The 26,352-nt window shown below is 60.2% G+C and carries 27 protein-coding genes; 21 read left to right on the forward strand and 6 right to left on the reverse strand.

Going from position 1 to position 26,352, the window contains the following annotated elements; all coding sequences use genetic code 11:
- Positions 1-36: 36 nt before the first annotated feature.
- The 3 genes from U367_RS0129125 to araH are packed head-to-tail and all read left to right on the forward strand — an operon-like array spanning position 37 to position 3,518.
- Positions 37-1,041, forward strand: a complete 1,005-nt coding sequence (locus U367_RS0129125; RefSeq protein WP_010211214.1) for a substrate-binding domain-containing protein — start codon at positions 37-39, stop codon at positions 1,039-1,041.
- The gene (gene araG, locus U367_RS0129130; RefSeq protein WP_028619711.1) at positions 1,038-2,540 is read left to right on the forward strand and encodes an L-arabinose ABC transporter ATP-binding protein AraG; all 1,503 of its coding nucleotides are present in this window, start codon (positions 1,038-1,040) and stop codon (positions 2,538-2,540) included. The genes U367_RS0129125 and araG overlap by 4 nt, the downstream gene beginning before the upstream one ends.
- Positions 2,541-2,549: 9 nt before the next feature.
- Complete coding sequence (araH, locus tag U367_RS0129135) at positions 2,550-3,518, forward strand: L-arabinose ABC transporter permease AraH (RefSeq protein WP_028619712.1); 969 nt, start codon at positions 2,550-2,552, stop codon at positions 3,516-3,518.
- 114 nt (positions 3,519-3,632) lie between these two features.
- Here araH and U367_RS0129140 read toward each other — a convergent pair whose 3' ends face one another.
- Positions 3,633-4,781 carry an aldose epimerase family protein gene (locus tag U367_RS0129140; protein WP_028619713.1) on the reverse strand — a complete coding sequence of 383 codons (1,149 nt, stop codon included), beginning with the start codon at positions 4,779-4,781 and terminating at the stop codon, positions 3,633-3,635.
- Between the two features lie 137 nt (positions 4,782-4,918).
- Between U367_RS0129140 and U367_RS0129145 the strand changes: the two genes are divergently transcribed.
- The 12 genes from U367_RS0129145 (at position 4,919) to U367_RS0129200 (ending at position 16,866) form a co-directional block, all read left to right on the forward strand.
- Complete coding sequence (locus U367_RS0129145; protein ID WP_028619714.1) at positions 4,919-5,686, forward strand: SDR family NAD(P)-dependent oxidoreductase; 768 nt, start codon at positions 4,919-4,921, stop codon at positions 5,684-5,686.
- Positions 5,687-6,129: 443 nt separating this feature from the next.
- Positions 6,130-6,513, forward strand: a complete 384-nt coding sequence (locus tag U367_RS0129150) for a RidA family protein (protein WP_028619715.1) — start codon at positions 6,130-6,132, stop codon at positions 6,511-6,513.
- Between the two features lie 14 nt (positions 6,514-6,527).
- Complete coding sequence (locus tag U367_RS0129155) at positions 6,528-7,727, forward strand: MFS transporter (RefSeq protein ID WP_028619716.1); 1,200 nt, start codon at positions 6,528-6,530, stop codon at positions 7,725-7,727.
- A gap of 160 nt (positions 7,728-7,887) precedes the next feature.
- Positions 7,888-9,150: a cation:proton antiporter gene (locus tag U367_RS01000000130400; RefSeq protein WP_073860083.1), complete on the forward strand. Its 1,263-nt coding sequence runs from the start codon at positions 7,888-7,890 to the stop codon at positions 9,148-9,150.
- 42 nt (positions 9,151-9,192) lie between these two features.
- Positions 9,193-9,462 carry an acyl carrier protein gene (locus tag U367_RS0129165; RefSeq protein ID WP_032864610.1) on the forward strand — a complete coding sequence of 90 codons (270 nt, stop codon included), beginning with the start codon at positions 9,193-9,195 and terminating at the stop codon, positions 9,460-9,462.
- A gap of 1 nt (position 9,463) precedes the next feature.
- Complete coding sequence (locus tag U367_RS01000000130405) at positions 9,464-10,906, forward strand: class I adenylate-forming enzyme family protein (RefSeq protein ID WP_050587943.1); 1,443 nt, start codon at positions 9,464-9,466, stop codon at positions 10,904-10,906.
- A gap of 9 nt (positions 10,907-10,915) precedes the next feature.
- Positions 10,916-11,599, forward strand: a complete 684-nt coding sequence (locus U367_RS0129175; RefSeq protein WP_028619718.1) for a hypothetical protein — start codon at positions 10,916-10,918, stop codon at positions 11,597-11,599.
- A 31-nt stretch (positions 11,600-11,630) separates the two neighbouring features.
- A complete protein-coding gene (locus U367_RS0129180) occupies positions 11,631-12,740 on the forward strand; it encodes a beta-ketoacyl-[acyl-carrier-protein] synthase family protein (RefSeq protein ID WP_028619719.1) in 1,110 nt (369 codons plus the stop codon).
- 20 nt (positions 12,741-12,760) lie between these two features.
- On the forward strand, positions 12,761-13,270 hold the full coding sequence (locus tag U367_RS01000000130410) for a hypothetical protein (RefSeq protein ID WP_050587944.1): 510 nt from the start codon (positions 12,761-12,763) through the stop codon (positions 13,268-13,270).
- Positions 13,271-13,296: 26 nt separating this feature from the next.
- Positions 13,297-14,985 (forward strand): NAD(P)/FAD-dependent oxidoreductase, encoded by a 1,689-nt coding sequence (locus U367_RS0129190; RefSeq protein ID WP_028619720.1) that lies wholly within the window; start codon positions 13,297-13,299, stop codon positions 14,983-14,985.
- A gap of 71 nt (positions 14,986-15,056) precedes the next feature.
- The gene (gene gabT, locus U367_RS01000000130415; protein ID WP_050587945.1) at positions 15,057-16,361 is read left to right on the forward strand and encodes a 4-aminobutyrate--2-oxoglutarate transaminase; all 1,305 of its coding nucleotides are present in this window, start codon (positions 15,057-15,059) and stop codon (positions 16,359-16,361) included.
- A gap of 16 nt (positions 16,362-16,377) precedes the next feature.
- Complete coding sequence (locus tag U367_RS0129200) at positions 16,378-16,866, forward strand: flavin reductase family protein (protein WP_028619721.1); 489 nt, start codon at positions 16,378-16,380, stop codon at positions 16,864-16,866.
- Here U367_RS0129200 and U367_RS0129205 read toward each other — a convergent pair.
- From U367_RS0129205 to U367_RS0129215, 3 genes are all read right to left on the reverse strand, one after another.
- Positions 16,863-17,537 (reverse strand): glutathione S-transferase family protein, encoded by a 675-nt coding sequence (locus U367_RS0129205; RefSeq protein WP_028619722.1) that lies wholly within the window; start codon positions 17,535-17,537, stop codon positions 16,863-16,865. The genes U367_RS0129200 and U367_RS0129205 overlap by 4 nt on opposite strands.
- 68 nt (positions 17,538-17,605) lie before the next feature.
- Positions 17,606-18,208, reverse strand: coding sequence for a glutathione S-transferase (locus U367_RS0129210; protein WP_028619723.1), 603 nt, complete (start codon positions 18,206-18,208; stop codon positions 17,606-17,608).
- An 11-nt stretch (positions 18,209-18,219) separates the two neighbouring features.
- Entirely contained in the window at positions 18,220-18,606 is a 387-nt protein-coding gene (locus U367_RS0129215; protein ID WP_028619724.1) for a hypothetical protein, read from the reverse strand.
- 144 nt (positions 18,607-18,750) lie between these two features.
- Between U367_RS0129215 and U367_RS0129220 the strand changes: the two genes are divergently transcribed.
- Positions 18,751-19,650, forward strand: a complete 900-nt coding sequence (locus U367_RS0129220; protein WP_028619725.1) for a LysR substrate-binding domain-containing protein — start codon at positions 18,751-18,753, stop codon at positions 19,648-19,650.
- A gap of 16 nt (positions 19,651-19,666) precedes the next feature.
- The gene (locus U367_RS0129225) at positions 19,667-20,461 is read left to right on the forward strand and encodes an SDR family oxidoreductase (RefSeq protein WP_028619726.1); all 795 of its coding nucleotides are present in this window, start codon (positions 19,667-19,669) and stop codon (positions 20,459-20,461) included.
- Here the strand turns inward: U367_RS0129225 and U367_RS0129230 are convergent.
- Complete coding sequence (locus U367_RS0129230; RefSeq protein ID WP_028619727.1) at positions 20,446-21,414, reverse strand: LysR family transcriptional regulator; 969 nt, start codon at positions 21,412-21,414, stop codon at positions 20,446-20,448. The two genes, U367_RS0129225 and U367_RS0129230, sit on opposite strands and share 16 nt — an antisense overlap.
- A 95-nt stretch (positions 21,415-21,509) precedes the next feature.
- On the opposite strand from U367_RS0129230, the gene U367_RS0129235 reads away from it, so the two are divergent.
- The 3 genes from U367_RS0129235 to U367_RS0129245 are packed head-to-tail and all read left to right on the forward strand — an operon-like array spanning position 21,510 to position 24,003.
- Positions 21,510-22,448, forward strand: a complete 939-nt coding sequence (locus U367_RS0129235) for a DMT family transporter (RefSeq protein ID WP_028619728.1) — start codon at positions 21,510-21,512, stop codon at positions 22,446-22,448.
- Positions 22,449-22,483: 35 nt separating this feature from the next.
- Positions 22,484-23,305 (forward strand): pyrroline-5-carboxylate reductase family protein, encoded by an 822-nt coding sequence (locus U367_RS0129240; RefSeq protein WP_161634138.1) that lies wholly within the window; start codon positions 22,484-22,486, stop codon positions 23,303-23,305.
- 38 nt (positions 23,306-23,343) lie between these two features.
- Positions 23,344-24,003, forward strand: coding sequence for a class I SAM-dependent DNA methyltransferase (locus tag U367_RS0129245; RefSeq protein ID WP_032864611.1), 660 nt, complete (start codon positions 23,344-23,346; stop codon positions 24,001-24,003).
- 37 nt (positions 24,004-24,040) lie between these two features.
- On the opposite strand, the gene U367_RS0129250 is transcribed toward U367_RS0129245, so the two are convergent.
- Positions 24,041-25,039, reverse strand: coding sequence for an AraC family transcriptional regulator (locus U367_RS0129250; protein WP_236318357.1), 999 nt, complete (start codon positions 25,037-25,039; stop codon positions 24,041-24,043).
- Positions 25,040-25,104: 65 nt separating this feature from the next.
- Here U367_RS0129250 and U367_RS0129255 point away from each other — a divergent pair, with 65 nt between their 5' ends.
- On the forward strand, positions 25,105-26,331 hold the full coding sequence (locus tag U367_RS0129255; protein WP_028619732.1) for an MFS transporter: 1,227 nt from the start codon (positions 25,105-25,107) through the stop codon (positions 26,329-26,331).
- Positions 26,332-26,352 lie beyond the last annotated feature (21 nt).

The raw sequence follows: 26,352 nt of genomic DNA on the forward strand, positions 1-26,352 counted from the left end.
GTCCCCCTTTAAAAACAACAACAAGGAGTCACCCGTATGAATCGTCGTCGTGGTTTGCGTTCCCTGTGCTGCGCCGCTGTGGCGGTCTCGGCCATGAGCTTGAGCGGGCTGTTGCTGGCCGCTGAAGAAGTGAAGATCGGTTTCCTGGTCAAGCAGGCCGAGGAGCCGTGGTTCCAGACCGAGTGGGCCTTTGCCGAGAAAGCCGGCAAGGAACATGGCTTCACCGTGATCAAGATCGCCGTGCCCGACGGTGAGAAAACCCTCTCGGCCATCGACAGCCTGGCCGCCAACGGCGCCAAGGGCTTTGTGATCTGCCCGCCGGACGTGTCCCTCGGCCCGGCCATCGTCGCCAAAGCCAAGGCCAATGGTTTGAAAGTCATCGCGGTGGATGACCGTTTCGTCGATGCCAAAGGCAACTTCATGGAAGACGTGCCGTACCTGGGCATGGCCGCCTTTGAAGTGGGCCAGAAGCAGGGCGCCGCCATGGCCGCCGAAGCGAAAAAACGCGGCTGGGACTGGAAGGACACCTATGCGGTGATCAATACCTTCAACGAGCTCGACACCGGTAAGAAGCGCACCGATGGCTCGGTCAAATCCCTGGAAGAAGCCGGCATTCCCAAGGATCACATCTTGTTTACGGCGGCCAAGACCCTGGATGTCCCAGGCTCCATGGACGCGACGAACTCGGCCTTGGTGAAACTGCCCAGCGGTGCGAAAAACCTGATCATCGGCGGCATGAACGACAACACCGTGCTCGGCGGCGTGCGCGCGACTGAAAGCGCCGGCTTCAAGGCGGCCAACGTGATTGGCATCGGCATCAATGGCACCGACGCCATCGGCGAACTGAAAAAACCGAGCAGCGGCTTCTTCGGCTCGATGCTGCCGAGCCCGCACATTGAGGGCTACAACACCGCGCTGATGATGTACGAGTGGGTCACTAAAGGCACTGAACCGGCGAAGTACACGGCCATGGACGAGGTCACCCTGATCACCCGTGAAAACTTCCAGGCTGAACTGACCAAGATCGGGCTGTGGCAATGACCGCTGCCGCCTTGCGATTTGACGGCATCGGCAAAACCTTTCCGGGGGTCAAGGCGCTGGATGGCATCAGCTTCAGCGCCCACCCAGGACAGGTGCACGCGTTGATGGGCGAGAACGGTGCGGGCAAGTCTACGCTGCTGAAGATCCTCGGCGGCGCCTACATCCCCAACAGCGGCACGCTGCAGATCGGCGAGCAGGTCATGGCCTTCAAGAATGCCGCCGACAGCATCGCCAGCGGCGTGGCAGTGATCCATCAGGAATTGCACCTGGTGCCGGAAATGAGCGTGGCCGAAAACCTGTTCCTCGGGCACTTGCCGGCGCGTTTCGGCGTGGTCAACCGAGGGCTCCTGCGCAAGCAGGCCCTCGCTTGCCTCAAGGGGTTGGCGGATGAAATCGATCCGGCCGAAAAGCTCGGGCGCCTGTCCCTGGGCCAGCGCCAACTGGTGGAAATCGCCAAGGCGCTGTCCCGTGGCGCCCATGTAATTGCGTTTGATGAGCCCACCAGCAGCTTGTCGGCGCGGGAAATCGACCGCTTGATGGCGATCATCGCGCGTCTGCGGGATGAGGGCAAAGTGGTGCTCTACGTGTCGCATCGCATGGAGGAAGTGTTCCGTATCTGCAACGCGGTGACGGTGTTCAAGGACGGCCGTTATGTGCGCACCTTCGACGACATGAGTGCGCTGACCCATGATCAATTGGTGACCTGCATGGTCGGTCGCGATATCCAGGACATCTACGACTACCGCCCGCGTGAGCACGGCGAGGTAGCGCTCAAGGTCGACAGCCTGCTGGGGCCCGGCCTGCGCGAGCCGATCAGCTTCAACGTGCGCAAGGGCGAGATTCTCGGCCTGTTCGGACTGGTGGGGGCTGGGCGCACGGAGCTGTTCCGTCTGCTTAGCGGCCTGGAGCGTGTCAGCGCCGGGCAACTGCAACTCTGCGGCGAGCCGCTGCATCTGCAGTCACCACGGGATGCTATCGCCGCCGGCGTGCTGTTGTGCCCGGAAGACCGCAAGAAGGAGGGCATCATTCCGCTGTCCAGCGTCGCCGAGAACATCAATATCAGCGCGCGGGGCGCCCATTCCACGTTTGGCTGGCTGCTGCGCGACGGCTGGGAGCAGGGCAACGCCGACCAGCAGATCAAGGCCATGAAGGTCAAGACGCCCACCGCTGCGCAAAAAATCATGTACCTCTCCGGCGGCAACCAGCAAAAAGCCATTCTTGGCCGCTGGCTGTCGATGCCGATGAAAGTGTTGCTGTTGGACGAGCCCACCCGTGGCATCGATATCGGCGCCAAGGCCGAGATCTACCAGATCATCCATAACCTCGCTGCTCAAGGCATTGCGGTGATCGTGGTGTCCAGCGACCTCATGGAAGTGATGGGCATCGCCGACCGCATCCTGGTGCTGTGCGAAGGCGCGCTGCGCGGCGAACAAACCCGCGAACACGCGACTGAATCCAACCTGCTGCAATTGGCCTTGCCGCGCAGCCTGGCGAACTGAGAGACGATTATGACCACTCAACACAACGTGCTGCCCACCGCGCGCAAGCCTCTGGACCTGCGCGCATTGCTGGACAACTGGGCGATGCTGCTGGCCGCCGTGAGTATCTTTTTGCTGTGCGCTTTGCTGATCGACAACTTCCTTTCACCGTTGAACATGCGCGGGCTTGGCCTGGCGATTTCCACCGTGGGCATTGCTGCGTGCACCATGCTGTTCTGCCTGGCGTCGGGGCACTTCGACCTGTCGGTGGGCTCGGTCATCGCCTGCGCCGGGGTGGTGGCGGCGATTGTGATGCGCGACACCGACAGCGTCATGCTCGGCATTGGCGCCGCGTTGCTGATGGGCCTGATGGTGGGGCTGATCAACGGCATCGTGATCGCCAAGCTGCGGGTCAATGCGCTGATTACCACGCTGGCGACCATGCAGATCGTGCGTGGCCTGGCGTACATCTTTGCCAACGGCAAGGCGGTGGGCGTGTCCCAGAATCAGTTCTTTGTCTTCGGTAACGGCCAGTTGTTTGGCGTGCCGGTGCCGATCCTGATCACCATTTTGTGCTTCCTGTTCTTCGGCTGGCTGCTCAACTACACCACCTACGGGCGCAACACCATGGCCATCGGCGGCAACCCGGAAGCGGCGTTGCTGGCAGGCGTGAATGTGGACCGCACCAAGATCCTGATCTTTGCCGTGCACGGGGTGATCGGGGCGTTGGCCGGGGTGATCTTGGCGTCGCGCATGACCTCCGGCCAGCCGATGATTGGCCAGGGCTTTGAGCTGACGGTGATTTCGGCGTGCGTGCTGGGCGGGGTTTCGTTGAGTGGCGGGGTAGGGATGATCCGCCATGTGATCGCCGGAGTGCTGATTTTGGCGATCATCGAGAATGCGATGAACCTGAAGAACATCGACACGTTCTATCAATATGTTATTCGCGGCTCAATCCTGCTGCTGGCCGTGGTCATCGACCGCATGAAACAACGCTGAGTCATGCCCTGTGAAGACTGAATGTGGGAGCGGGCTTGCTCGCGAATACGGAGTGTCAGACCCGAATGAGTTGACTGACACGGCGCATTCGCGAGCAAGCCCGCTCCCACAGGTTTAATCGGTGGAGAATTTGAAGACGGTGTTCTGGGTGTAGGTCTGCCCTGGATTCAGGCGGGTAGACGCGAACTTCGGCTGATTAGGCGCGTCCGGAAAATGCTGGGTCTCCAGCGTAAAACCGCTCCAGTGCAGATAGGTCTTCCCAGCCTTGCCTTTCACCGACCCATCCAGGAAGTTGCTGGTATAAAACTGCACCCCAGGTTCCGTGGTAAACAGCTGCAAGCGCCGCCCCGACTCAGGATCATGCACCTCGGCCGCAAGCTGCTTCACATCACCTTTGTTATCCAGCGCCCAGTTGAAATCAAATCCACCCTGCTTCGGCTCGGCAAACTTGAGCTGCGGGTGATCGTCCTTGATGTGCTGGCCGATGGGCGTCGGTTTCAGGAAGTCCATCGGCGAGCCCTTGACGGGCGCCAGTTCGCCGGTAGGGATCAAGGTGGCATTCACCGGTGTGTAATGGCTGGCGTGCAACGTGGCAACCTGCTTGAGGATGTCGCCATTGCCCGCGCCGGCCAGGTTGAAGTAGCTGTGGTTGGTGAGGTTGAGCACCGTGGGTTTGTCGGTGGTGGCCTTGTAGTCGATGTGCAGTTCATTGTTGTCGTTGAGGCGGTAGGTGACCTCCGTCTTCAGGTTGCCGGGGAAGCCCATTTCACCGTCCTTGGACAGGTAGGTGAGGGTCACGCCCACCGAGTCCTTGGCCTTGACGGGCGTGGCTTTCCACACGTGTTTGTCGAAGCCCTGGGCGCCGCCGTGCAGCGAATTGGGGCCGTCGTTGAGCGGCACCTGGTAGCGTTTGCCGTCGAGCTCAAAGGCGCCGCCGGCCAGGCGATTGCCGAAGCGCCCGATGGTCGCGCCGAAGAATGCAGTGCCGCTTTGATAGCCCTGCACGTCGTCGAAGCCCAGCACCACGTCTTCGACCTTGCCGTGTTTGTCCGGCACCTTGAGCGACTGCAGCACGCCGCCATAGGTGATCACCGTGGCTTGCATGCCGTGGCTGTTGCGCAGGATGTACTGTTCGACGGCAGTGCCGTCATTGGTTTTACCGAAGGGCTTGTGCTCACTGGTGAGGCCTGCGGCCTGGGTGCCGCCGCTGGCGATCAGCATGGACATCGCCAGGCCCGACAGCAGGTATCGAGGGTGCTTCATGATCGAACTTCCTTTTGTTGTTTTGAGTGGAATAGTTCTACTAATGTGCGATATTTTGTCGATAGAGCAGCGAATTTATAGCCTTTAACGCCATTTTTGCAAAATAAAATAAGACTAATTAAATGAGGCAAGCTTTTATGACCCGCCAGCACGCTGTTTACCCCGACCTCGAAGGCAAGACGGTCCTGATCTCTGGAGGCGCCTCAGGCATTGGCGAATTCATGGTGCGCGCCTTCGCTGCGCAAGGTGCCAAGGTCGGCTTTGTCGACCGCGCGCAAAGCCAGGGCGAACGCCTGGCGGCTTTGCTGAGTTCGCGAGGGCACACGGTGGAATTCGTGAACTGCGACATCACCGACGAGATCGCCTACAAGGCCGCCATCACACGCTTCGAACACTCCCTGGGACCGATCACGGTGCTGGTGAACAATGCCGCTAATGACGTACGCCACAGCTTGGAAGAAGTCGACTCGGAAATGTTCGACCGGCTCATCTCCGTCAACCTCAAGCACGCCTTCTTCGCCGCCAAGGCCGTGGTGCCGATGATGAAAAACGCGGGCGGCGGGGCGATCATCAACCTCGGCTCCGTCGGCTGGATGATGGCTTCCGCCGGCTACCCGGTGTACGCCGCCAGCAAGGCCGCCGCCCACGGCATGACCCGCGCCCTGGCCCGAGAGCTGGGGCCGAACCGGATCCGCGTGAATACGCTGGTGCCGGGTTGGGTGATGACGGAAAAACAACTGGCGATGTGGGTCGACGATGCGGCCAAGGAACTGATCAGTCGCAGCCAGTGTTTGCCGGGCAGCGTGCTGCCGGAGCACATCGCCAATATGGCGTTGTTTCTCGCCTCCGATGCCTCGGCGATGTGTTCGGCGCAGAACTTTATTGTGGATGGCGGTTGGGTTTAAACGCGTCGCACCCTCCATCCGAATGTCGACTTCAATGGACTGCTCTTGCGCAGGAGCAGTCTGTCAACTCGCTTGTGCATAAACTCCTCCCCCCTCCCGCCAATATGCGTTAGCCGACGAATGGTCAGGCGCGCCAGTGAGCATTCGGGTGCCCTTCGGACCGATCAGTCGAGCTGTCGGCCAACAGCTTGAAATCAAGACAATTTTGCCGATGAAGGCGCTTCGATCTGGTAGTGGATGTTAACTGACAGTGTAGTTTTACTTAAATTTAATCGTATTTTAAACGGTCTATATCGTTCGTATTGGTAGTTTAGGTTAACTATATGCGTTCTTGAACCTAGACATCGCCAAGGCGTCGGGCGTATGGTTTTGATCATTGGATCCGAAAGATCACTGCTCCATACCTAAGCCGCATCAGGCCCCGTTTCATAAGGAGATGAACTATGCGCGAAAGGTATTCATCGGGCTCCAGCTGGGAGGAAGTGTTCGGGTTTTCCCGGGCGGTTCAAGTGGATGACACCCTATACATATCCAAGACGGGCGCACTCGGGCCCGACGGAATCATCGTCGCGTCCAATGTCGCCGAGCAGACTCGCGTCATCCTGGAAAAGATCAGCCGCATCCTGCAGGACGCCGGTTTCGCCCTCACAGACGTGGTGCAAAGCCGCATGTACCTGACGCAATTGACGGAGTGGCGGCAGGCGGCCGAGGTCCATGGCGCCTTCTTTCGTGATATCCGGCCGGCGTTCACGCTGTTGCATGTGCTGCCTTTCGCCGAGCCGCAAATGCTGGTGGGCATTGAAGTGGTTGCCCAACGGAATCGTTGACGGAGAGCGTTGATATGAGCCTATCCGACACGCGATTCGTCACGGGGTTTGTGGCTGTCGCCGCAGGGTTGTCCATCGCCAACAATTACGTATTGCAGCCTGTGCTGCCGGCCATCGCGGTCTCGTTGAACATCCCCGTGTCGGCCACCGGCTTGATCGCCGGCAGTACCCAGGTTGGATACATGCTGGGGATCATGCTGCTGGTGCCCCTTGGCGATTCGCGGAACAAGCGCAGCGTGGTCAGTCTTCAATTTCTGGTGTTGGGCTTGGCATTGTTGCTGGCGGCATGCGGCACGCACCTGTTGTACATGATCGGCCTCGGTGCCGTGATTGGCGCCATGGCCACCAATGCGGTGCAGCTCAACGCCCTAGGCTTTCAGATTGACCCGAAGGGCAGCACGGTCGGGCTGGTGGGTGCCGGTATCGCCGCCGGTATTCTGCTGGCGCGGTTCATGGGCGGTGTTCTGGCTGATCAATTTGGCTGGCGTGGGATGCTCGTGGTGGTGGGGCTGCTGATGCTGCTGCTGGCCTTGGCCAGTCGAGCGGTGTTGCCCTATATCGAAACCCGGCGCAGTGCCAGTTATCGGCAATTGCTCCTCGGCCTTGCGCCTCTGTTCATGCGCCACGAGGCATTACGCCGGGCTACGTTATTGGGAGGCTGTTGGTTTTTGATTTTCAGCTTGTTGTGGGTCGCATTGATGCTCCACGTCAGCAGCGCACCCATGTCGTTGAGCCCTTCACAGGCAGGCATGCTCGGCCTGGCCGGGCTGGCAGGATTGTTGATGGCTCGGCCGGCCGGAAAATGGGCAGACAAGTGGGGAAGCCGACAGGTGATTGGCGCCGGCTTCGGCATGACCGGACTGGGCGTGCTTGTGTTGCTGGTATTTCCCTATTCTCTGCTCGCGATTGTCGCGGGAGTGGTGCTGTTTGACTTGGGTTGCTTCAGCGCCCAAGTCGCCAATCAAACGACCGTGCTGAAAATAGATCCGCTCCAGCGCAATAGCCTGTTTGCACTTTATATGTTTTTTTATTACGGCTGCGGCGCCATAGGGTCGATAGCTGCGCCGGTCATTCATGCTTATTTCGGCTGGGCCGGTATTTGTTGGACGAGTCTTTTACTTGCGTTGACGGGCGGCGCTGCCAACTACTTGATGCGTTCGCCTGGCGCGCGCGCAGTTGTCGAACTTTCGATTGCCGATAGTGTTGATAAGTAAACTGCGCACGCATCGCTAAGTTTTATAGATGGATGGACTGCTGTACTGCCAATGACTGTGTGGCGGGTGGGTTTAAACCGTGCCTGGATGCCGAAGGCATGCCTGAAGTTCGGTGTCTTGTGTGGCTCTTTCAATCGTTGTACTGCATGGGTACTTCACTATGTTTTTCATACAACTGGCCGTTATATTACTTGCTTGTCACCTATTTGGTTGGCTGGCTGAGCGCCTTGGACAATGTCGCGTGGTGGGCGAGATAACCGCGGGTATCGTGCTCGGGCCAACGGTGTTCGGGCGCCTGGAATCATCCCTTGGTCAGTCCGTGGGCCTGTTTGAAACCCAGCACATCGGGTGGTTGGCGCATGTTGCCGACCTGGGGCTGATCTTCCTGATGTTCCAAGTCGGTGTGCACATCAATCAACGGCACCCCGAAGCATCGGCACAGGGGCGTTTCGCCGCCTTGGCGATTGCCCTGCTCGGGCTGGTTTTGCCCTTTGCCTTGGGCGTAGGCGTGGCACTGGTTGCCCATGAACACTTGGCGCCGACCTATTCGAAATGGGGGTTCGCCTGGTTCTGCGGTGTTGCGTTGGCAGTGTCTGCGGTGCCGGTCATGACGCGGATCGTCCAGAGCCTCGCCTTGCAGGAAACGCTGGTGGCCCACGTCACATTGCGTGCGGCTGTGATCACCGACGTAGTGGGCTGGGTGATATTGGGCGCGATAGTGTTTTGCTCCCGAGTGGATGGCAATCCCCTCGATGCTCGCTATTTCGCTGCGCAACTGTTGGTGGCATTCGTCGGTTTCTATGGCCTGACACGCTACCTGGTCATCCCCTTTATCCGCCGCGCCCAGGCGCGGGACGAGCACGCGGCGATCATGCCCATGGTGATCAGCTACGTATTGCTGTGTGCCTGGGTCACTGACTGGTTGGGCCTGCACTGTGCAATCGGAGCGCTGCTCGCCGGCTTGATGATGAAGAAGGTGCCTGAATTCACTCACTATTGGCGTAACCAGGTGGAAGGGTTTCTGAACTTTGTCCTGTTGCCGGTATTTTTCGCCTACGCCGGGATCAAAACCTCGTTCGCCAGCCTTGGCAGTCAGGAAAACCTGATCTGGCTCGGCGTATTCCTGGTGTGTGCGTTTGTTGGCAAGTTCGGTGGCGCCTATCTGGGGGCGCGTGTCAGCGGTCTGCAACGGACCGATTCGGCCATTGTCGGCGCCCTGATGAATACCCGTGGGTTGATGGAGCTGATCATCCTGGCGATTGGCCTGGAACTCAAACTGATCTCGATCGATGCCTACACCATCCTGGTGTTCATGGCGCTGATTATTACTGCAACGACGACACCCTTGGTCCGGCGTCTGTTACGCCCGGATCCCCATGTATTTCTTTCGAAAGAAATGCTGCAAACGCGAAGTTCTCACTGACCTGTAATACCCGTTGTTTCCTTTGATAAAAGCGAGGTTTCCATGAGCGTACATACCCGGCAAGAAGTTATCGCGATTCTGAAGAAAATTGTTTCCGAAAAGTTGGACCTGGATATCCCGGAGTCGCACATAAAAGAGGAGGCGGGGTTCTCCTCGGAAGTGGGCGTGGACTCGATTGGTTTTATCGAACTGCGTTTTCAATGCGAAGAAGAATTCAAGATTAAGATCAGTGAAGAAGAGTTCGGGCCCGACAACTTCTTTAATTGCAAGACCCTGTCTGACTTTATTGTCAACAAGCTTGAGGCTCATTGAAATGAATAGCCTTGTGTCAATCGAACGAAGCAGGGAGTTCTTTCCTGCCGATAAACTGTTGAATATTTCGGCCACCTCATCCGTAGGCGATCATTGCACAGCGACTGACACTTACACGGACTACCTGAGGTTCTGGCAAACCAGTCCGCTGCAGCCCGGACACGTCGTGGTCATCGCCTTGCCGAACACGATCGATGTACTGCACATGTTTTTCGCTGTGCTCAACAGCGGCCTGGTACCGGCGTTGATTGCGCCGACTACCCCGGCTGAGCGGTTTGGGCAGATCATCGAGGATTTCCAGGCCGCGGCGTTGGTGAAGTCGAGTCTGCGCATTGATGGTATTCCCCATGGGCCAGGCGCACGGGCTGAACTCATCGGTCGCTGGAGTGTGCTGATTTTCGATGCGCCGCGTATGCCGTCGACGCGACCTGGTGAGGTCATCATCACCACATCAGGCACTTCAGCGTCGTTCAGCAGCGGTTGCGTGCACCGGTTCGAATCGTTGCAAGCCAATGGCCTGCGACATGCCCACAGCATCGGGCTGCGTAAAGAGGATCGGGTGCTGGTCAATCTGCCGTTGTATTACTCGACGGCACTGGTGGCCCAAGCCATTGCGACCCTGACGCTGGACGCCCAGTTGGTCATCAGCGGTCCGCCCTTTTTACTGCCGCAATACACCCGCGATATCGCCGCGCATCGCATCACGGTCAGTTCGCTGACACCGGTGCTGTTGCGTCAGATCAATGCCTGCGAACCGTCCGGCTTACCGCCTGGGTTGCGCGTATTGAGCGTGGGGGGCGACCACGTACCGGCGGAGCAGGTGCAACGTTGCCTGCAAGCAAACCCGCAATTGGAGCTGTATCTGACGTACGGCATCACCGAAGCCGGGCCCCGCGTGTCGACGTTGGCCGCCCACCGCGTCGACCCTGCCCGGTATGCCTCGGTGGGGCTACCGTTGGCGGGCACCCAAGTGAGGCTCGACTGGCTGTCCGAGAGCCCTTGGCAAGGGGAGTTGCTGGTGTCATCCAATACGTTGCTGCTCAGCAAAATCGGGCGCAGCGCGAAATCGCCTCTGGTCGATATCGACGGGACGACATGGTTGCGCACCGGCGATATTTTTACCCAGGACGCGCAGGGATATCTGTTTTTCAAAGGGCGTAAATCGGACTTCCTGGTGATCAACGATGAGAAGGTCAACCTTGGGGCGATCAAGCACATCTGCCGCACGCTGCCAGGGGTCATCAGTTGCCGAACGCTGGTCAAGCCGACACATCAGGCGCTGGCGGGATTCGAGCTGGAAGTAACGCTCGATCAGTCCATCGTGCCGTCCTGCGACGGCCCTTCGTTCAAGCAACACATATTGAAACTGCTCAAGCGCTACGAGCGCCCCGGCCGCATTGACCTGGTCTTTCAGGACGCCGGCTCCATCGTCAATTACAAGTAGGTGACTGCTATGAATGAACAGCTTACGGCTGCGGCCCGCGAAGTGATCAATCGCTACGCGTTGTCCTCACTGGAGGATGTCATGGCGTTGATTCCCCGGTACATGTGCCATGTGCTGCAGGAGTCCGACCAGTTCGAGACCTACCCGCCCAATGTGGTCAAGTTGAAGTTCGACCCGAGCCAGTGGGAAGCCTGCATCCAGCGCTATGAGCACTATCGGGACGTGGTGATTCCCGCGATCAGCCCCCTGGACTACCTCAACGCCATGCTCGACGAGGGGCCGCGGTTGCCGTGTTTCTGCTCGGAAATGGCCAACGTGGCGGGCGTGCTCGTCAGCCAGTTGCTCGGCCAGAAGGTCTACGCGGTGAGGAACATCTTCGTCAACTATCTGTACCTGCCACAGCGCTGGCACTGCATCAACGCGCTGATACAGGACAACCGTATCCGCTACTTCGATGCTTCGGCCTATGCCCAGGTACTGGACAAGAAGCGCCGCAAGATCGTCGAACCATCGCAGTTGCCGGGCTTCAATGCCGCCGATATCGACGAAACCTTCATCCACAGCGACCGCTGGCTGCAAAGCGAGCCGTTTGCCCGGCGCATCGAGCTGGTCTCGGGCGAGTTGCTTGATAACTACTATCCCTCGCCAGTGCACGACAAGCCGGTTGACGAATTTCAACGGGTCTACGGCTGAGGCGACTCCCGATTTTTCTGCTGGAGGCACTATGAACAAGGTTGTAGTGACAGGTCTCGGATGGACCACCGCGTTAGGGTCTCAATTGCAGACCGTATGGGAGCGGCTGGTAGAAGGTCAGACAGGCATACGTGATCTGCCCGTCGAATATCCGCTCAAGAACACGCTGGCAGGCTTCCTGCCGGACAGCGACATCGCCGAGCCGAAGGCACGGCTGCTGGATCTGACGCAACGCACGGCCAAGGCGGCATTGGACGATGCCCGAGTGGCCGTCAGCGGGCAAAACCCCCGGCAGTTTCTGATTGCCGGCACCAGCCTTGGGTATCGTCTGGACAGCCTGGCGTTTCACCAAGATCCGCTGCATGAATGGGTAGTGACCACCGCGCAGCAACTCGGTTTGCAGCCGTTGGCGCTGTCCACCGCGTGCTCGTCGGGCTCGGATGCGCTGATGCTGGGGGCTTACCTGATCCGAGCCGGGTTGGCCGACACCTGTGTCTGTGGCGGTGCGGATATCCTCGGCCGCTCCAAACGCCTGGCCCATACCGCGTTGGGCACCATGTCGGCGACTCGACTGCGGGCGTTCGACCAGCATCACGACGGCACGCTGCTGGGGGAGGGCGCGGGGTTCCTGGTGCTGGAGCGTCAAGGGCAGGAGGCGCGCAAGCCCTATGCCTATCTGCTGGGCTGTGGCTCGGCCAACGATGCCGCCGGGCTGACTGCGCCGGACGAGCAAGGCACGGGTATTCGCCTGGCCTTGGACCGGTCTCTGGAGGAGGCGGGGATTCACCGTAACCAGATCGGCCTGGTCAATGCCCATGGCTCGGGAACCCTGACCAATGACCGGGTGGAAAGCGCAGCCTATGCCGATTACTTCAGCGGCTACCAGCCCATCGTCTTTGCCACGAAAGGCGCCTTTGGCCACACATTGGGCGCAACGGGGGCGTTGGAGGCGATTGCCTTGGTCAAGAGCCTGCAGACCGGAGTCGTGCCGCCCATCCACGGGCTTGAGACGCCAATCGCGAACCTGGATTTCCGCTTGCCCGTCGGCACGGCATTGCAGGCACAGGCGCAGATCGGCCTGAGCCTCACCATCGGCTTTGGCGGGTTCAATACCAGCCTTGTGTTCCAACGCTACAGCTAAGTCACTTCAAGGAGGGTCTCATGAAAATCCTGGATCGTGCTCATGCCAGCAACTTCACTTACAACGATCTTGATGAAGGCTTGCGCAAAGGCCTCAAAAGCGCTGACCCGTCGGTCTACAGCGTGCTGTCCAGCGTCAGCGAGCTGTACCTCAAATACCGCGAACGCCTCGACCCGGTGCGTGCTCAGGTGGGGTTCATTTATTACGGCAACGCTTATCCCAAGACCACCACCGACAAGATCGTCGAAGGCCTGGCCAGCAAGGACCGTGTTTCGCCCTCGGACTTTATCAACGCCAATGCCGGAGCGGCGACCTCCATCTGTTGCACACGCTATGGCTTCCAGGGACCGACGCTGGTCCTGACCATGCCTGGACGTGACGTCCAAGCCATTGCCCGAGGCTTGGCCGACTATTGGCTAGCCACGGGCCAGGCCGACTATCTGTTTCTGGTCGAGGCCCAGACGGACAGCGTCGAGGTACTTCAGGTCAGCACCGAACTCCTACAGCGCGCAAGTGCGCACTTTCACTGAATCAATAACCACCGATCGAGGTTGTCATGGAAAACACTTACGACGTAGCCATCATTGGCAGTGGCATTGCCGGAACCATGTTGGGCGCTATCCTGGCCAAGGAAGGTGTGAGCGTGGTCATCATCGACGCCGGCACCCATCCGCGTTTTGCAGTGGGCGAATCGATGGTGCCCGAGAGCGCTGTGCTGTTGAAAATCCTGGCCAACCGTTACGCCATACCGGAGTTGGCCTACCCCGGCGAACTCAATTCGCTGATCAAGCATGTGGGTTCCTCATCGGCCGGGATCAAGTTGGCGTTCAGTTTTGCCTGGAACGGCAAACACCAGGAACATAACCCGCTGGATGTGGTGTCCACTCCGGTTATCGCCCCCGAGGCCCATCTGTTCCGGCAGGATGTGGACGCCTATTACCTGGCCCTGGCCGCCAGGCTCGGCGCGACCATCAAGCAACAAGCGCGGATTCAGGATATTGAAGAAACCGCCGACGGCATGATCCTGAACCTGGGCCGCGAACAGCTCAGTGCACGCTACGTGGTGGACGCGGCGGGTTACCGTTCGCCCATCGCCGACAAGTACCAGCTACGCCAGGGCGCCCGGGAAATGCAGGCGCGTACCCGGTCGATCTTCACGCATATGACCGGGGTAAAGCTCTACGAAGAGGTCATCGCGTCGACCCAGGCTTCCGGTTCGCCTACACCCCTGGCGCAAAGCACGTTGCACCATATGTTCAAGGGCGGATGGCTGTGGATCATCCCGTTCAACAATCATCCTCACTCTACCAACCCGCTATGCAGCATCGGGCTGCAGTTGGATATCGACGAGCATGGTCCTGCTGGTGATCCAGAGGTGGAGTTCAAGCAGTTTCTTGACGATCACCCCTCCGTTGCCCGGCATTTCGAGGGCGCGGCCAGGGTGCGCGAATGGACCGTAGCCCCCCGACTCAACTACACCAGCCGCGAAAGCGTGGGGGACCGTTACTGCTTGCTCGGGCATGCAGTGGGTTTTGTCGACCCCTTGTTTTCTCGTGGCCTGGTCAATACCTTCGAGTCGATTGCGCGGGTGGCACCGAAGATCCTCAAGGCGGTCCAGACTGACGTCTGGCGCAAGGAGGACTTTCTCTCATATCAGGATTACAGCCTGGAAGTGGTGAAAGTGAACGACCGCCTGGTGGCCAACTCCTTTACCGCGTTCGACAGCTTCCCACTCTGGAATGCGTGGTTCAGGGTGTGGATCAGTGGCAGTTACATTGGCGTGCTGCGGTTTCGCAAGATTCTCTCCGACTACCTCAAGACCGGCGATAACGAGGCGTTGGAACAGGCGTTCGAGACGGCAACCTATGCTGGGCACCTGTCGATCGAGAGCCCGTATTACGAAGCGCTGTTTGAGGCCGCCTGCACCGCCATGGAAGCCTACCGTGCCGGCCAGCAGAGCGAAGCGCAGACCATCGAGGTATTGCAGCGCTTGTTCGAAGAGCAGCGCGAGCATTTGCCGATCGATTTCGCCGACTTCTCCAACCGCTTCATCTCCCGCGCGAGCCAGGAGTTTGCCGATTCGTTGCTCAAGTGGGCCAATGATGCACCGGGCGGGCTCAAGGCACGATTTGATCGCGGCAATGCACCGGTCAAGTTCGACTTCCTCGACAGCTACCGTTACGGCGACCGCCTGCAGCTGGCTGCCGAGGCAGATGCAGCGCTGCAAGCCTATCGGGCCCGCTGAGTTCCCCCACTGCATGCGGCTCCGGTGAAGGCTGGAGCCGCTTTGACTGTCGTCTACGAGAGGGCAAGGGTATGCAAGATACAACCCAGGCATTGGCGCAGCGACGCACCCAGGCAGTCGCCCGGGGCGTCAACCAGGCCCATGCCGTGTACGTGGAGCGTGCCGACAATGCGCTGCTATGGGATGTCGAAGGGCGGCGCTACGTGGATTTCTGCGGCGGGATTGCAGCGCTCAATACCGGTCACCTGCACCCGCAGGTGGTTGACGCAGTGCAGGCGCAATTGCAGCAGTTTTCCCATACGTGTTTTGCGGCGGTGCCCTATGAGAGCTATATCGCGGTGTGTGAAGCGATCAACGCGAGGGTGCCGGGCGATTTTGCCAAGAAGACGCTGCTGCTGACCACAGGTTCTGAGGCGGTAGAAAGCGCATTGAAAATCGCCCGCGTACACACACGCCGTACGGGTGTGATTGTGTTCACCGGCGCCTATCACGGCCGAACGCTGATGACCCTGGCGATGACCGCCAAGGTCAACCCCTATGCCCAGGGCATGGGACTGATGCCCGGTGGTGTCTATCGGGCGATGTTCCCGGATGCGGACGCCGGCGTTTCGGTAGTCGAGGCGATGAACAGCATTTACCGGATCTTCAGCAGCGACGCCGCACCGGAAGATATCGCTGCCATCGTTATTGAGCCGGTTCAGGGTGAAGGGGGATTTGTCGCAGCCCCTGTGGCGTTCATGGTGGCGCTACGCGCCTTGTGCGACCAGCATGGCATTGTGCTGGTCGCGGATGAAATACAGTGTGGCGCGGGGCGTACCGGCAGTTTTTTCGCGATGGAGCAAATGGGCGTCCATGCCGACTTGATTGTGTTCGGCAAGTCGATTGCCGGCGGGCTGCCGTTATCCGGCGTGACCGGCAAGGCTGAAATCATGGATGCGCCCCTGCCCGGCGGCCTCGGTGGCACCTACGCCGGGAACCCGCTGGCCTGCTCGGCTGCATTGGCCGTCCTGCGGGTATTCGATGAGCAAGGGTTGCTCAACGTCGCCCGCGAACTGGGCGAGGATCTGCGCGACAACCTCAAGGAAATCACCGGCGCCCTTGGTATCCATTGCCGTATCCGCGGCCTGGGGGCGATGGTTGCCCTGGAGCTGTTTGAAGATGCGGCGCACCGTGTACCTTCTGCGCGCCTGGCCCGGCAACTGATCCAATGCGCGCGCGAGCGCGGCTTGCTCCTGCTGGCGTGCGGGCAATACGGCAATGTCATCCGATTTCTCATGCCACTGACCATTCCCCGGCCCGTGTTGCTCGAAGGTCTGGAGATACTGGCGGCATGCTTGACGACAATCGACAACCACACCGTGGTTGGCCAACTCTGAAAAGGTGGACAGGGAAATGCAGACGCTTGAAAAACAGATGGACACGCGCGCGTTGCGTAACGCCTACGGCAAGTACGCCACGGGGGTCACCGTTGTCACAACCCTGGATGATCGAGGCGCGCCTGCCGGGCTGACGGTCAGCAGCTTCAATTCGGTGTCATTGGAGCCGGCCCTGGTCTTGTGGAGCCTGCGCAAGGAATCTTACACCGCTCGTGCATTCCAGGCGGCGGATGGCTTCGCGATCAATGTACTGGCCCATGAGCAACAACTGCTGAGCGACCGTTTTGCCACGCCGACCGCTGACAAGTTCAGCCAGGTGCCCTACGCAATCAGCGAAAACCAGCTGCCGTTGATCGATGGCGCGATTGCTCAGTTCGAATGCATCAAGCGCAATGAGTTCGACGGTGGCGATCATTGGATTTTCATCGGCGAAGTCATCAGCTTCACACTCAATGAAGGCAACCCGCTGATCTTTCATGCAGGCAAGTACGCCACGGCGGTCTAGCCCGTCGCGCGGCGATCGGCAATGGCCGTAAGCTTGTCGACGTCGCCGTGCGTGCGCTCATGATACGGCGCGCCTGCATCATAGGCGCGTCGAACATCGTCCCGTTGGGCCATGTGCTGCAGGTACTGCACGGTGTGAGGTAGCGCCTCCAGGCTGATGTGCAGCACCTTGTGCAGCCGCAGCCAGGGATAAATCGCCATGTCGGCGATGGAAAATTCGCCGCAGATAAACGCGCGCCCGGCGATGGCTTGCTCGAATACCTGGAACAGCGTGCGGGTCTGGTTCAGATAACGGTTGGCCGAGTATGCCTCGGGTTGGGAAGCCTGATGGTGGAAGTGATAATTCTGGCCGGCCATCGGTCCCAGGCTGCTGACTTGCCAGATCAGCCATTGCACCACCTGCCAGCGCTGCTCGGGCGACGTCCCGCGAAAACGGGCGTGCTTGTCCGCCAGGTAGAGCAGCACCGCCGCCGACTCCACCACCACTTGCTGGGTGTCGTGGTCGAGCAGCACCGGAATCTTCGCGTGCGGGTTCAGCTGCAGATACGCGGGAAGGTGCTGCTCATCGCGGGCGAGGTTGATGTGGCAGATGTCGTAATTGACCGCCAGGGCCTCAAGCATCAGCAGGATTTTATAACCGTTGGCGGTAGGTGAAAAAAATACGGTGTACATAGGCGGCGTTCATGTGGGCGCAGGGCGAGGAGCCGGTGGGGACCGGCTCGCGTGGCGTTTGAGCCAGTTTATTGGATGGGGTATTGCATGAAGGCCGGGAGTTCCTCCAAGCGCTTGGCGTGACGCTGCAGGTACGGGAAGGACTCGGCTTTGACCACTGAGGCGACCGTGAACTGGCTGAACGACCACGCCACCGCAGCGGTAATGGCGCCTTGAGTCAGCTTTTCGTCGGACGCGTGGGCCAGGCGTTTTTCCAGGGTCGAGTAGGCTGCCAGTAATTGGCCGGTTACCCGGTCGAGCCAGGGCTTGTGGAGCTTTTCGGCGGGGCGCAGATTATGCTCGTACACAATCTGTACGGTTTTTTCACAGGCGGCCAGTGCGAGCCCGATCAATTGCAGGTCCTGGGCGCGCTCGCTGGCGCGATCGGGCAAAAGCTTCCTGTCGGCCGGCGCCAGCGCTTCGAAGTATTCGAGGATCAGGCTTGAGTCCATCAACACGGTTGAATCGTCCAGCACCAGGGAGGGCGCCTTGACGACCGGATTGATTTGGGCAAATCGCTCGTAGGTGCTGAATACCGAGAGCGGCTGATGCTCAAAGTCGACGCCATACAGGTCCAGGGAGATTGCGACGCGGCGCACGTAGGGCGAGTCCAGCATGCCAACCAGTTTCATGAAGCCTCCATTTACGTCAGGGTAATTTTCAAAGTGCAGTGGGGATGCTTGAGGTATTTGTAGAGATCCAGGAGCAACCCGCGCACGCGAGGACTGGCCTCGTCGGCGGCCAGGAACAGCGCGATTTCCCCGTCGCCCTCCAGCAGAATCAGGCCCGGGGCAAGACAGGTGAAATCCCCGGGTTCCAGGCAGACATCGGTACCTTGGGACGTCATCCAATGACGCCCTTTCAGCGCGACGACATAGGCTTGCTGTTCCAACCAGAAAGAGAGTAGTTGATCCTTGGTCACCAGCCATTTCAGGGAATGTCGGCCCAACGCCATTTTCGCCAGCAATACCTGCGGAGCCTGAGTGATACGGGCGGTCGAGACGCTCTGTTCCATGATCGTGGTTTTCATCGAAGACGCTCCGCGGTTCGCGAGGTGACGGTGGAACGAAAAGACGCCTGCAGCTGGCAGGATTGTTAATTTGAGGTTACTTTATCCTGAGTGTAGCCCTCAAAGTATCGATAATTTTTACCACAATAGGTTAGTTTAGCTTACATGAGTGCATTCCCCCCGTTGACCTGCCTGCGCAGTTTTGAAGCCACTTCCAGGTTGGGGAGCGTCACCCTGGCAGCCAAGGAATTGCACGTTACCCATTCAGCCATCAGCCAGCAGATCAAGGTGCTGGAAGAGATTGTCGGCTTGACCCTGTTCGTGCGTGAAGGGCGGGGCTTGCGTGTCAGCGAGGATGGGCGGCTGTACGCGTTGCAGATCCGAAAAGCCTTGGGCGATATCGCCGAAGCCACGCGATTGATCCAGGCACAGCCCAAGATGGGGGAGTTGGTGGTGGCGGTATTGCCGTCGTTTGGCCGGTCCTGGCTGTTACCGCGCCTACCACGTTTTCAGCAGCTTTACCCTCATATCAGCATTCGTCTGCAAGCCAGCTTGACCATCTCCAACTTGCATCAGGAATCGGTGGATATCGGTATCCGTATGGGCAAGGGGGATTGGGAAGGGGTCGAGCAGAAGCTGTTGTTCCACGATGAAGTCGTCGTCGTCGCCGCCCCCCACTTCAATAGCGGGCGCCTGCCGCAAACACCGCAAGAGGTCATCGACAGCGAGATCATCTACAACACTGAATCATGGTTGCCCTGGTGCGAGGCCGCGGGTGTTGAAATGGGCAACGAACGCAAGGGGTTGTGCAGCAACGACTCCAATCTGGTCTTGGAGGCGGTCCGCCTGGGGCAGGGCATCACGCTGGAGCGGCGCAGTCTGGTGCATGACGCTATCGAGCGCGGAGAGTTGGTCCAGTTGTGCGATGTGAGTGCGCCCTATGCCTATCCGTATTGGCTGGTGTGGCCACCCAGGGAAAGTTCGGAAGACAAGCAGCGCGAATTCTCCCATTGGCTGTCCGGGGAAGTGGAGCGTTATCTTGACCAGCTGAGAAAAAACGCCTGAAGGAGGCCCCGCCCGAATGGATCTGTTTTTGCAACAACGCCTGGTAGTGGTCGCGGGCGGTAGCTCAGGCATTGGCCTGGCCTGCGCCCAGGCTTTCGCCGCCGAAGGCGCGCGGGTGGCAATTGTTTCGAGGTCACATCAGCGGCTTGAGCAGGCGCAACGCGTGTGCGAGGAAGCGGGCCTGCACGTGCATCCTTTTGCCGGCGACCTGTCAGACGCCGATCAGGCTCAAGCGGTCATTGACGCAATCAGCGCGCGCCATGGCGCCATCAACGTGCTGGTCAACAGTGCCGGTGCCGCTGCGAGACACCCGGTGAGTCAACTTACTCCGGCCCATTACTTGGAGGCGTTCAGCGCCAAGTTCTGCCCTTACATCAACACCCAGCATGCGGTGCTTGCCCATTTTCTTGGCCAGGCGCAGCCGTCGCTGCGGGCGGTGGTCAATATCGTCGGCATCGGTGGCCGGGTGGCAATGCCCGAGCATCTCGCCGGCGGTGCAGCCAATGCAGCGTTGATCCTCACGTCACAGGGGTTGGCGCAGGCTTATGGCTGCCAAGGCATCCGTATCAACGTGATCAACCCTGGGTTTACCCTGACGCCCCGTACCCAGGCGACCCTGGAACGCATGGCTCAACGCAGCGGCGAAAGCCTTGAGCAGACCCTGGCGCGACAGCAGGCATCGATCCCGATGGGCAGGTTTGCCCGCGCGGGGGAAGTGGCCGATCTGGCGTTGTTCCTGGCCAGTCCAAGAGCATCCTATTTGTCGGGGGCGGTCATCAATATGGACGGTGGGGCCTATCCCGGGGCGTAGACCCTACCCGGCGCAAAGGCCGAAGGTTGTCCGGCGGCGCGCAGCAGGCCATTGATCAGGTACTGCTGATCATGCGACTGGTGTGCCGATTGCGTCCAGACCAGCCTGTATTCGTAGGGGGAGGTGAGTTGATGGCGGTCGCCGAACACGGCTACCAGGCGCCCGTCGGCCAATTCGTCTTGCAGCAGCGCAGAACTGCCGATCATTACCCCGCCGTTCTGCGCCACTTCATGCATGGCATAGCCCACACCGCTGAAGGAAAGCGCTGCCGTCGTCTGCGTATCGCACTTGGCAATCGCCGTGAACCAGTCGTCCCAAGTGGCATTGCCCAAGCGATCGTCGTGGTACCAGGGTGACTGGACCAGCCGCGCACCCACCAGGTCCAGCGGTTCGTCGACAGGCCCAAGGCTGTTCAGGTAGGCAGGGCTGCAAACGGGGAAGTAGCGGTCCTGCAGCAGCAACGCCGAATGGCTCAACACAAGTTCGCGCGGGCAGTAGCGAATCGCCAGATCGGCATCGCCATGGTCGAGGTTGCGCACTTCGGAACTCGGGTCGATCGTCAATGCAAGGTTACCGCCAGCATACGCGGTGATGGCCGGCAACCGCTTGCTCAACCAGTGACTGGTGATGGATACCGTGCAAGTCAACACGATGCTGGCACCGGTCTGCGGGCGCATGTCCTGAGTGGCCTTGAGCAGCAGCGAGAAGGCCTTGGACACGTCACGGGCCAGGCGCTGCCCCGACTCATTGAGGGTTACGCCGTTAGCGGTGCGATGAAAGAGGCTCAGCCCCAGGTCATCCTCCAATTGGCGGATCTGCCGGCTCACTGCGCCCACGGTCACGCACAACTCCTGGGCGGCTTCGGTGAGCGTGCGGCAGCGTGAGGCGGCTTCGAACGCACGCAAGGCGCTGAGGGAAGGGAGGCGGTGAGGTTTTTCCAGGTTGAGTTTCATGCAAGCACCTTAGCAAAAAATCGATTACTTGCCAGAGGTGATGCGCATAGCCTTGAACCTATGTTTTTCAATGCCGTGGCTCAAGGTCTATGACGATGCTCGACACACGCAAATCCCTCGATGTCTTTTCCGTGTCCACGATGATGGTCCTGTGCCTGTTATGGGGAGGGCAGCAGGTATTGATCAAACTGGCCGCGCCGCAGCTCGATCCGCTGATGCAATTGACAATTCGATATGCCATTTCCGCGCTGATCCTGGGGGGTTACCTGTGGTATCGCCAGGGTGCCGGGCTGTTCAGCGATAACACCGTCGGCGCGGGTATCGTGGTCGGAATCCTGGTAGCTCTGGAATCGATCTTCATCGCTGAAGGCTTGCGCTACAGCAGTGCCAGCCATATCACCGTGTTTCTGTACACCGGCCCCTTGTTTGCGAGTTTCGGCCTGCATTTCCTGCGCGAGGAGGAACGTCTCAGTGGCAGCCAATGGTGTTTCGTGGTGCTGGCATTCCTTGGCATCGTCATTACCTTCATGGGGCGGGGCGACGGTGCCCAAGGCAACACGCTGCTGGGGGATGGGCTCGGGCTGCTGTCCGGAGCCGCTTGGGGGGCCACCACCATTGCAGTGCGTACGTCGACGCTCGCCAGTGCGCGACCGGAGAAAACCCTGTTTTACCAGGTGAGTATCGCGACGCTGTTGATCTTTCCGCTGACCTTTTTCATGGGCCACTCCACCTTTGAAATCGACGGTGCGGTGGTCGCGAACCTGACCTTCCAGACCCTGGTTCTGGTCCTGGGGACCTTCCTGGGCTGGTATTGGCTGCTGACCAAATACCTTGCGTCACGCCTGTCCGTGCTGCAGCTGTTGACGCCGGTGGCAGGCGTGGCACTGGGGGTGGTGGTCCTCAACGATGCGTTGGACCTGTGGTTCGTGTGCGGAGCCCTGCTGGTCCTGATTGGCATCCTGGGTGTGAGCGTGCTGGAGGTCCTGAGCGTGCGCCGCGCAGGAGCGACTTCGCGCCTGGTATCCGAGGCGTGATGCCGCTGTTTCCAACGGTCAAGGGTCAAGTCGCTATGGATATGAATGACTGCAAGACAGTGTTGTCCACCCGCATCGGCATTGTCGGCTCGGGCCACTTGGGGGTCGCCCTGGCCCAAGGGCTGATTGCCGCCGGCTTACCCAGGGCCAACCTGTTGCTCAGCAATCGGCATTCCAGCGCTGCGCGGGGCAGGCTCAAGAAGGCCGGGCTGGAAGACCGATATGCCGACAACCGGCGAGTCGTCGATGAGTCGCAGTTGATCCTGCTGACCGTAAGGCCTCAGGACTACCGGGCGTTGAGCGGGCTGCAGCTCAAGAGCGGCACTGTGCTGGTCTCGTTTATCGCTGGTTTGCCGGTTGAGCGCATCAAGTCCCTGTTCCAGCCGCCTCCCCAGATCGTCCGTGTCATGGTCAGCGCACCGGATACGATTGCTGGCGCCTGTGCCATCGGCGCGCGTTATGGCGCCGATTCGGCCCTGGTTGATGGGTTGCTGCGCCGGCTGGGAATCGAACTGATCAACCTGCCATCGGAAGCTGAATTCGACGCCTTTACCGTCTATGGCCCCTGCCTGCCGATTGTTTTGACCTACTGCGAGAGCCTGGCCGTCAAGGTGTCCCAGGAAGCCATTGCCAGGGGCGCCACAGCGTGCAACCTGCCGCCCTGGGGCAAGGTGATTGCGTGGGCCAACGCCGTAAGGCCCCGGGGGCTGGATGACCGTGCCCGGCGCGACTACCTGCACAGCGCCACCACGCCAGGTGGCGTGACGGAAGCATTGCTGGACGCCGTAGGCGAAGGCTTGACGTTGTCCGACTGTTTCCGCGCCGGTATTGCGCGCAGCCAACGGCTTGCGGGCTGAGGCTTATTTCCCCACGTGACATCAATCGAGGATCGACAATGAAACACACGGCAGAGGAAAGTGCATTGGTGACCGCATCCCACCGGCTCAATGGTGAAAAGGAGGTGCTGCGGGCCTTCTACGATGAATGGGCGCAAGGCTACGTAGACACCGCTTTTGGTGAGAAGTATGTCGGTCACTGGGTTTGTGCAAAATTGCTGGATGTGGTGGCCCACGCGTTGGTCAAATCGGGGCGGCCACACAGTGCGCGGATTCTCGATGCCGGGTGTGGTACCGGGTTGGTGGGAGAGCAACTGGCCGGGATCGGCTACGGCGAGATCGATGGCGTCGACCTGTCCGCCGGCATGGTCGAGCAGGCACGCAAGACCAACGCATACAGTCAGCTTACGGCTGATGTCGACTTGAACGTGCGCAACCCTGCCATCGCGGATGATCGCTATGACCTGGTGGTCTGTTGCGGCGTGTTCATCGACGGACATGTGGCCGTCACCGCACTGGACGAACTGCTGCGTGTCGCGCGCAGTTCTGGCTACCTGATTGTCAGTACGCGCCAGAGTTACCTGGACCATGAACCTTTTGTCGAGTACGTCGAGCGTTTGGCCGAGGACGGCAAGGTGCGTGTGGTCATGCGTATCGAGCGCGGTAACTATATCAACGTCGACACCGCCGATTATTGGGTCCTCGAAAAAACCACCTGAACGCCGGCGTCGGCCAGGATGTCTTCGAGGCGCTCGTTCATGCCGGGCTCCGGCTGCGCTGGCGGCTGGCCCCCGGCGGATGGCCGGTAATACGCTTGAACGCACGGCTGAACGCTGCCTGGGAGGTATAGCCCAGGCGCAGCGCCACTTCTTCGATAGGCAATCGCTCCAGGGTCAGCCACTGGCTGGCCAGGCGCATGCGCAACTCCGTCACGTAGCGCAGGGGCGGGATGCCCAGGGTGGCCTGGAAGCGCTCGGCGAACACCGAACGGGAAGCATGACAATGCGCCGCCAATTCGGCCACGCTCCAATCGCGACCCGGGTCCTGATGCAGGACGAGCAGGGCACCGGCCAGTCGCGTGTCGCGCAGCGCCGCCACCAATCCTGATGCATTACCGCAGGCACATTCCACCCAGCCCCGCACGATCATGGCGGCGACCACATCGGCCAGGCGCGCGAGGATGCCGGAGTAGCCGATGCGGGCAGCAGACACTTCACGCTCCATCACCGCCAGGATCGGCATCAGGCCGGGGTACCGCTGGCCCTGGGCATCGATCAGCATCAAGGCCGGCATCAGACTGCCGAGCCCCTGGAGACTGCCGAGTTCGAACGCCATGCAGGCGCTGAACAGCAAGGTGCAGGGGGGCGTATCGGGGGACGCATCCACGGCGCAGACGGTATCGCCCAACGCGGTCGCGCCAAAGCCATCGATGTCCTGCACAGGCCTGTCCGCATCGGAGGACAGCGCATGGGCGCCGCCGTGGGAGATGAACACCGCATTGCCCGCCGATAACTCAAACAGGCCGCCGTCGTCGGTTCGCAGGGTGGCCGTCCCTGCGGCCAGGAAGTGGAAGTAGGCGTGTCCGGGTTTGGCCTCAAAGCCCATGCCGAAGCTCGGTCCGGCCTGGATGCGTCGGTACTGCACCCCGCTCAGGCGCATGCCGCGCAGCAGCTCGTCGATAAGGCCGGAGGACTGATTGAAAGGGGCGACTGTTGTCATGTTCGGGGTTTTGGTCAAAAACTCAAGGGTCTGCATCATAGATCATCCGGATGGGCGAACCTAGACTGGCCGTCGCGCTAATTTTCCGAGGATGTCGTGTGATGAATGATTGTGTAGCCCAAGCCGCTCACTCTGCCCAAGTTGAGCCCGATGCGCCCGCCTGGATGGCGGTGTTTTCCCTGGCCATGGGGGTATTCGGCTTGTTGACGGCGGAATACCTGCCGGCAAGCTTGTTGACGCCAATGGCGATGGACCTGGGAGTGTCCGAGGCGCTGGCCGGCCAAGCCGTGACGGTGACGGCAGTGGTGGCGTTGTTTGCCGGGCTGCTGGTGCCCGGCCTCACGCGTGGGATCGACCGACGCGTGGTGCTACTGGGTTTCTCCCTGCTGATGATTGCGTCAAACCTGTTGGTGGCGTTCTCTTCAAGCCTGGCGGTATTACTGCTGATGCGTATCCTGCTGGGCGTTGCCCTGGGCGGTTTCTGGAGCATGGCCGCCGCCGTGGCGATGCGCCTGGTGCCAGCGGCGCTGCTGCCCCGCGCGCTGTCGATCATCTTCAGTGGTATTGCGGTGGGCACGGTGGTTGCTGTGCCGCTGGGCAGCTACCTCGGTGGTCTGTATGGCTGGCGCAGTGCGTTCGTTGCCGCCGCCGCCGTCGGTGCAGTGACGCTGGCGTTCCAACTGTTCACGCTGCCCCGCCTGGCGCCCTCGGGGACTGCACGCTTGCGCACGGTACTGGATGTGCTGCTGCGTCCAGGCATCGCCATCGGCATGTTTGGCTGCGTGCTGGTTCACACCGGGCACTTTGCGCTGTTCACCTACATCCGACCCTTCCTGGAAAGCACCACGGGGGTGGGGACAGAAGGGTTGGCGTTGATGCTGCTGGGGTTCGGCGCAGCCAACTTCGTCGGCACGCTGCTGGCCGGTTGGATGCTGGTGCGTTATCCACGTGGCACCTTGGTACTGATGCCGGTATTAGTGGGCGTCGCGGCGCTGGCCCTGGTGTTGCTGCCAGTCTCTCTCCCAGGCCAGGCGTTGCTGCTGGCGCTGTGGGGCATGGCCTTTGGCGGGGTGCCCGTGGCATGGTCGAACTGGGTGGCCCGCGCCGTGCCGGACCAGGCTGAGAGTGCCGGTGGCATGGTCGTGGCTTCGGTGCAGTCCGCCATTGCAGCGGGCGCGGCCGGAGGAGGCGCGATGTTCAGTCTCAGTGGCATCAGCGGGGTGTTTCTGGGCGCGGGTGTACTGATGCTGTTGGCTGCCTTGTTGATTGCGCTGCGGGTACAGGTGCCACGCACCGAGGCAGGCATGGGCGTGGCGCTGCACCTGTGAGCTAGGTGTCCAGGTGGGGCA

The organism is Pseudomonas canadensis, assembly GCF_000503215.1.
Lineage (GTDB): Bacteria > Pseudomonadota > Gammaproteobacteria > Pseudomonadales > Pseudomonadaceae > Aquipseudomonas > Aquipseudomonas canadensis.